Origin of the sequence: Streptomyces sp. NPDC004539 (assembly GCF_040610055.1) — a bacterium.
GTDB lineage: Bacteria > Actinomycetota > Actinomycetes > Streptomycetales > Streptomycetaceae > Streptomyces.
In genome coordinates this window covers 41,877-48,161 of sequence record NZ_JBEXLS010000052.1, presented here as the reverse complement: position 1 = coordinate 48,161, position 6,285 = coordinate 41,877, and the positions used below count along the sequence as shown (strand labels likewise).

Here is a 6,285-nt window from a genome sequence, read left to right as displayed (position 1 = left end):
TCGCCGCCGTCCCCGTCGCCGTCTTCGTCGTGGCGAGGTCGGCGGCGACTCCCGGGGGCTCGACGCGTTCGGGGTTCAGGCTCCGCGCTGTCGCAGCACCCTCGGTTCCGTGGCCCGCGCGCCCAGGTGGCGCAGGCACCCCGCCTCGTCCTCGCGGGCGGCGAGGGTGTCGGGGTGGTCGGGGCCCAGGAGGTGTTCGCGGGTGGCGGCGAGCTCGCGGTAGTGGGTGAGGGCGTCCTGCCAGCGGTCCAGCCGGCCGAGGGCGACGGCGGTCTCGCGGCGGCTGACGAGGGTGTCCTCATGGTCGTCGCCGAGGACGCGCGCGCGGATCGCGTGGACGTCGCGGGACTCTGCGAGGGCCTCCTCCCAGCGCCCTAGGCGGCCCAGGTTGACGCCGAGGCAGTGCCGGGCGCGGAGGGTCTCGGGGTGGTCGGGGCCGTGGACACGGGCGCGGTCGTCCACGAGCGCCCGGTACAGGGCGAGGGCCTCCGCGCTGCGGCCGAGGCGCCCGAGGCTGATGCCGGTCTCGTGCCGGGCGGCGAGCGTGTCGGGGTGGTCGGGGCCGAGCACCCGGGCACGTGCCTCGGCGACCTCGGCGTAGCCGGCGAGCGCCTCCGGCCAGCGCGCCAACTGGCCGAGCGTGTAGGCCACTTCGTACCGGGTGAGGAGGGTGTCGGGATGTTCCGGGCCCAGGACCCGGGCGCGGGCCGCCGCCACCTCGCGGGCCATGCGGTACGACTCCGTCAGCCGGCCCAGCCTGCCGAGGTTGAAGGCGAGGTTGTGCCGGCAGCGCAGGGTGTCGGGGTGGTCGGCGCCGACCGCGCGCTCCCGGGCGGCGAGGACGCCGGTGTACGTCTGGTGCGCCTCCAGGTGCCGCCCCAGCCGGCCCAGGACGTACGCCGTCTCCTGCCGGACGGCCAGCGTGTCCGGGTGGTCGTCGCCGAGGGTCCGCGCGCGGGCCGCCGCGACCTGCCGGTACTCCCGCAGCGCCTCCTCCGTGCGGCCCGTGCGGCTGAGCGTGAACGCGGCCTCGTAGCGGCTCGCGAGGGTGTCCGGGTGGTCGGCGCCCAGCAGCCGCGCCCGGTCGGCGGCCACCGCCCGGTGCACCTCCCCGGCCTCCGTCCAGCGGCCCAGCCGCCCCAGGTCCATCGCCGCGTGGTGGCGGCGGGCGAGCACGGCCGGCTGCTCGTCGGACGGGGGCTGCCGGGGCCGGGGGTCCGGTACGACGCCCAGGGCGGGCCTGCGTGTCCAGTCCCCGGAGAGCGGGGTGTCGGGGGGCGGCGGGGTGCGGGGGCCGGTCGCCCTGGGGCCCTGCGTCATGCCCCGCGTCCACAAGGGAAGCCGGGGGTCCGTCGGGGGTGCCGTCTCCGGCCGGGGGCGTTGCGGTTCGCTGCCGAAGTCCGGTTCCAGGGGCTCCGGCTGGGCCGTGACGACCGTCGGCACGTATCCCGGCGCGCTACGGCCGTGGGTGATCCGGCGGACGATCTCGCCCGCGTCGTCCGGGCGCCCGTCGGGCCGCTTCGCGAGGAGGTCGAGGATGATGCGGTCGAGGTAGCCGGGGAGTTCGGGGCGGTGGTCGCCGGGGGGCCGGGGCGGGGTGTCGCGGTGGCCGATGAGGACGGCCCAGGGGTCGTCCATCGCGAACGGCGGGGCTCCGGTGGCGAGTTCGTACAGGACGCAGCCCAGCGAGTACAGGTCGCTGCGCCGGTCGACCTCCGTGCCGCCGATCTGTTCCGGGGACATGTAGTGCGGGGTGCCCATCGCGACGCCCGTGCCGGTGAGGCGGGAGGTGACGGCGATGTCGTGGCCGATGCGGGCGATCCCGAAGTCGCAGATCTTGACGGTGCCGTCGTCGAGGCGGACGACGTTGGCCGGTTTCAGGTCGCGGTGGACGATGCCCCTGCGGTGCGTGTAGTCGAGGGCGGCGGCGAGCTGGCCCGCGATGTCGACGACGTCCGGGACGGGGAGGGGCCGGTGGCCGGTGGCGGTGAGGATCTCGCACAGGTTGCGGCCGTCCAGGAACTCCATCACCAGGTACAGGACGCCGTCGGACTCCCCGAAGTCATGGACGACGGTCACCCCCCGGTGTTGCAGCCCCGCCGCCACCCGAGCCTCACGGCGGAACCGTTCCCTCAGCACCCGCGTGAACCCCGGGTCATGATGCGGGCCGGGTGGTTTCAGACACTTCACGGCGACCTGCCGGCCGAGCGACTCGTCCCTCGCCCGCCACACCTCGCCCATCCCGCCCCGCCCGATGAGCTCCAGGAGCCGGTACCGCCCCTGGATCAGCCTCGACTCCGCCATCTCGCCCCGCCGCCCCCGTCGTTGCCGTTCCGGCGAGTTCCAGTATGACGATTCGCCGCCCCGCCCGGTACGGCGCGGACCGCGTGTCCTCGCGCTCCCCCGCACCACCTTCGGGCCGGCCGGCGGTTCACCCCGCCCGCGGTTCACCCAGCACGAGCCCCGAGTCCCGCAGCCACGCCTGGCCCTCCGGCTCCCAGGCGACCCGGTTGCCGAGCTCGACCCAGACGCCGAACTCGCCGGGCGACGGCAGGCTGTGCTGATCCATCAGGGCACTGTTCAGACAGAGCCGCAGCCCGCAGTTCTTCGTGTCGGACAGGCCACGCCAGTCGCAGCCCCAGTCCACGTCCAGGCTCAACGGCCCGAGCACCGCGACCATCCCGTCCAGTTCCTCCTCCGAGCAGTCGTGATGGGACTCGGTCTCCGGCGTACCGAAGGGCAAGGTCGTGTCGAGCGAGACCATCACGCCCTCGGGCAGCGGCCAGAGATCGCCAAGGCCCGGGTCGAGACGCAGATCCGCCACGAGACACGACCTCGGCTGCTCCGCCGCGAACGTGACGGCATCGCGCCGCACCAGTTCGTCCAAAAAGGGAAAGACGACCACGGGATCGCGGCCCGCGACCATGCGGGCGGTGTCGAAGGTACGGAGAGCGTACGCGTACTGCTCCGCCGTACTGATCCGTTCCAACTGGGGCCACCAAAGGCCGAACGCGTCGGCATGCTCACGCAGGATCGCCCTCGCCCTCGCCAGCGCGCTCGCGGCGTCGGGGAAGGGTTCGAGGACGGGCCAGAGCGTAGAGGACAAAAAGGGTTCCTTTCGAAGTTCACCAGCCCGTCTGGGGTTCGCCCAGCGGAATTCCCAGGTTACGCAGCCATGCCTCGCCGGCGGGGGTCCAGGCCACGCGGGGGCCGAGGGAGATCCAGACGCCGAACTCGCCGGGGGACGGCTCGGTGTGCTGCGAGACCCAGACACTGTTCAGGCAGAGTTGCACGGCACAGTCCTTCGACTCGGGCAGGCCGCGCCAGGCGCAGTCCCATCTGGCTTTCAGTGTCAGTGGCCCGAGCGCGGCGACCATCCGGTCCAACTCCTCCTCGGTGCAGGTGTCCTCGGGCTCCCTGCCACCAGGGCTGCCGAAAGGCGGGGTCAGGTCCAGGCCGAGGTCCACCCCCTCGGGCAGCGGCCAGAGACCGGCCAGGTCAGGGCTGATCCTCAGGTCCGCCGTGAACCAGGTTCTCGACGGGCCCTCGTCGAAGGTGATGACCCCGCGGCGTCTCAGTTCGTCCAGGAAAGGCATGACGCCGGGCTCCCAGTCGCCGGCCATGCGGGCGGTGTCGAAGGTCCGCAGGGCGTACGCGTACTGCTCGGCCGTGGTGACCTCCTCCAGAGTGGGCCAGGGGAGGGCGGCCCAGTCGGTCAGCTCACGCATGATCGCCCGTGCCCGGGTCAGCGCGCTCGACGCGTCGGAAAAGGGTTCGAGGACTCGGTAAAGCGTCGAGGACAAGGAATGCGCCTTTCGGGCAAGGGCAGGACGGTGGACGGAGATTCAGTAGGAGTGCCCGTTCGGCGAATAGTAGGTGTGTCCCACGACATGGCCTTCGTCGGCGTTGACGCCGAGGTCGAATCGGCCTGGGTGAGGCTCGCCTCCGCCGGCAGCGCCGACGAGACCGTCCTGTCCGAAGAGGGCACCCAGACCTCGCCCTTCGCCCTCCAGTACAACCACCCCCACACCGGCGGCCCCGGCTGGGCCCTCGCCTTCACCGACGCCGACACCGCGAGCCCCACCACCGCCTACACCTACGCCGCGACCAGAACGGCCCAGTTGTACGTCGACGGCGCCCTCGCGGCGACCACCACCGGGGTCACCTCCTGGGCGGCGACCGGAGCGCCTGGTTCGGCGGCTCCGTCAGCGGCGTCCAGGCGTACGCCTACGCCCTGACGGCCAACCAGATCACCGCGCTGTACCAGAGCATCCCCTGACCCTGACTGCGACGCGGTTGGTCCCGACGCCGGAACCAGGTCGATTTTCAGCCATGACTCTGTGACGTCCCTGTGCGGAAAGGTACTTCCGCAGTGGGGCATGCACCTGACATCTTGCATCCACCACTCGTTACGTACGGCCCGGTCGCTGCCATAAGCACGGCCGGGCCGTCTCCGGAGGACGCATTGATACCCCACATATTCAGCCGCTCCAGACGCACGCTGGTGCTGGCGGCCACACTCGGTGCCGCCCTCGCGTTCGGCGCCCCGGGCGCCCTCGCGGGCACGCTCCCCGTCGTCTCCTCCACCACGCCGGCCGCCAAGACCCTCGCTCCGGCCGCCGCTTCCCAGAGTGCGGCCTGGGTGGCCGGCACGCGTGCCTACCTCGTGATCACCGCCCCCGGTGAGAACGCGGCGGTCCGCTCCGCGATCACGGCCAACGGCGGCACCGTCTTCTCGGACTTCGCCGCCATCGGTGTGATCGTCGCCCACTCGGCGTCCGGCGGATTCGCCACCGCCATGCGCGGCGTCGCCGGCGTGCAGCAGGTCGGCGCCACGCGTACCTCGGACGTCCCGGCCGACGCCTACAACCCGGCGCTCCCGGCGAACCCGTCCCAGTCGACGACCCCGGCCGGGGAACCGGTCCGGGCCGACATGAGCCAGATCAAGGCCGACCAGGCATGGGCCGTGAACCCGGGCTCCGCGTCCGTCACGGTCGGCGTCCTGGACACCGGCGTGGACGACCAGCACCAGGACCTGGCGCCCAACTTCGACGCGGCCGACTCGGCCTCCTGCGCCTACGGCAAGCCCGACACCCGTACCGGCGCCTGGCGGGACGTCGACACGCACGGCACCCACGTGGCGGGCACCATCGCCGCGGCCAAGAACGGCAAGGGCGTCGTCGGCGTGGCCCCCGGGGTGAAGATCGCCTCCGTCCGGGTCGCCGAGCCGGGCAACGCCTTCTTCTTCGCCGAGAACACGATCTGCGGCTTCGTGTGGGCCGGCGACCACGGCTTCAAGGTCACCAACAACAGCTATTACACGGACCCGTGGCAGTTCAACTGCCCGGACAACATCGACCAGGCCGCCATCATCGAGGGCGTCACGCGCGCCCAGGCGTACGCCGAGGGCAAGGGTTCCCTCCAGGTCGCCGCCGCGGGCAACGAGAACTACGACCTCGCCCACAAGACGACCGACACCGCGAGCCCGAACGACTCGACGCCGGTCACCCGCACCATCACCAACGCCTGCCTCGACATCCCGACCGAGCTGCCGGGCGTGGTCACGGTCGCGGCCAACGGCACGGGCGTCACCAAGGCGTCGTTCTCCAACTTCGGGCAGGGCGTCATCGACGTCTCGGCGCCGGGCAGCAGCGTGTACTCCACCGTCCCCGGCGGCGGCTACGGCAGCAAGAGCGGCACCTCGATGGCCAGCCCGCACGTGGCCGGCGTCGCGGCGCTCATCGCCAGCGCCAACCCGGGCATCACCCCGGCCCAGATCCGCGCCAAGCTGGCCGAGCAGGCCAACGACATCGCCTGCCCCTCGGACAGCCGCTGCACGGGCACGACGGCCAACAACGCGTTCTTCGGCGAGGGCCAGGTCGACGCCCTCAAGGCCGTCGGGGCCACCCCGGCGCCCGGCGCGTACTTCGAGAACCTCACGGACTTCACCGTCAACGACAACGCGACCGTGGAGAGCCCGATCACCGTCACCGGCGTGACCGGCAACGCCCCGGCCACCCTCAAGGTGGGTGTGGACATCAAGCACACCTACATCGGTGACCTGAAGGTCGACCTGGTGGCACCGGACGGCACCGAGTACACACTCCACAACCGCACCGGCGGCGGCACCGACAACATCGCCCAGACCTACACCGTGAACGCCTCCTCGGAGGTCGCGAACGGCGTCTGGAAGCTGCGCGTCAACGACAACGCCGCCTCCGACACGGGCAGGATCGACGCCTGGAACCTGACCTTCTAGGACAGGACCCGGCGACGGCCGTGTCC

5 protein-coding genes are annotated in these 6,285 nt (G+C 72.2%); 2 read left to right on the top strand and 3 right to left on the bottom strand.

Translation table 11 applies throughout. From position 1 onward, the window contains the following. Positions 1-75: 75 nt before the first annotated feature. From ABZX85_RS49220 to ABZX85_RS49210, 3 genes are all read right to left on the bottom strand, one after another. On the bottom strand, positions 76-2,304 hold the full coding sequence (locus ABZX85_RS49220; protein WP_355884942.1) for a serine/threonine-protein kinase: 2,229 nt from the start codon (positions 2,302-2,304) through the stop codon (positions 76-78). Between the two features lie 127 nt (positions 2,305-2,431). After that, positions 2,432-3,106: a hypothetical protein gene (locus tag ABZX85_RS49215; RefSeq protein WP_355884941.1), complete on the bottom strand. Its 675-nt coding sequence runs from the start codon at positions 3,104-3,106 to the stop codon at positions 2,432-2,434. Positions 3,107-3,125: 19 nt separating this feature from the next. Beyond that, positions 3,126-3,803: a hypothetical protein gene (locus tag ABZX85_RS49210; protein WP_355884940.1), complete on the bottom strand. Its 678-nt coding sequence runs from the start codon at positions 3,801-3,803 to the stop codon at positions 3,126-3,128. Between the two features lie 87 nt (positions 3,804-3,890). On the opposite strand from ABZX85_RS49210, the gene ABZX85_RS49205 reads away from it, so the two are divergent. Both ABZX85_RS49205 and ABZX85_RS49200 read left to right on the top strand, forming a co-directional pair. Next, positions 3,891-4,238, top strand: a complete 348-nt coding sequence (locus tag ABZX85_RS49205; RefSeq protein ID WP_355884939.1) for a hypothetical protein — start codon at positions 3,891-3,893, stop codon at positions 4,236-4,238. A 266-nt stretch (positions 4,239-4,504) separates the two neighbouring features. Beyond that, the gene (locus ABZX85_RS49200; protein WP_355884947.1) at positions 4,505-6,259 is read left to right on the top strand and encodes a S8 family serine peptidase; all 1,755 of its coding nucleotides are present in this window, start codon (positions 4,505-4,507) and stop codon (positions 6,257-6,259) included. Positions 6,260-6,285: the final 26 nt, after the last annotated feature.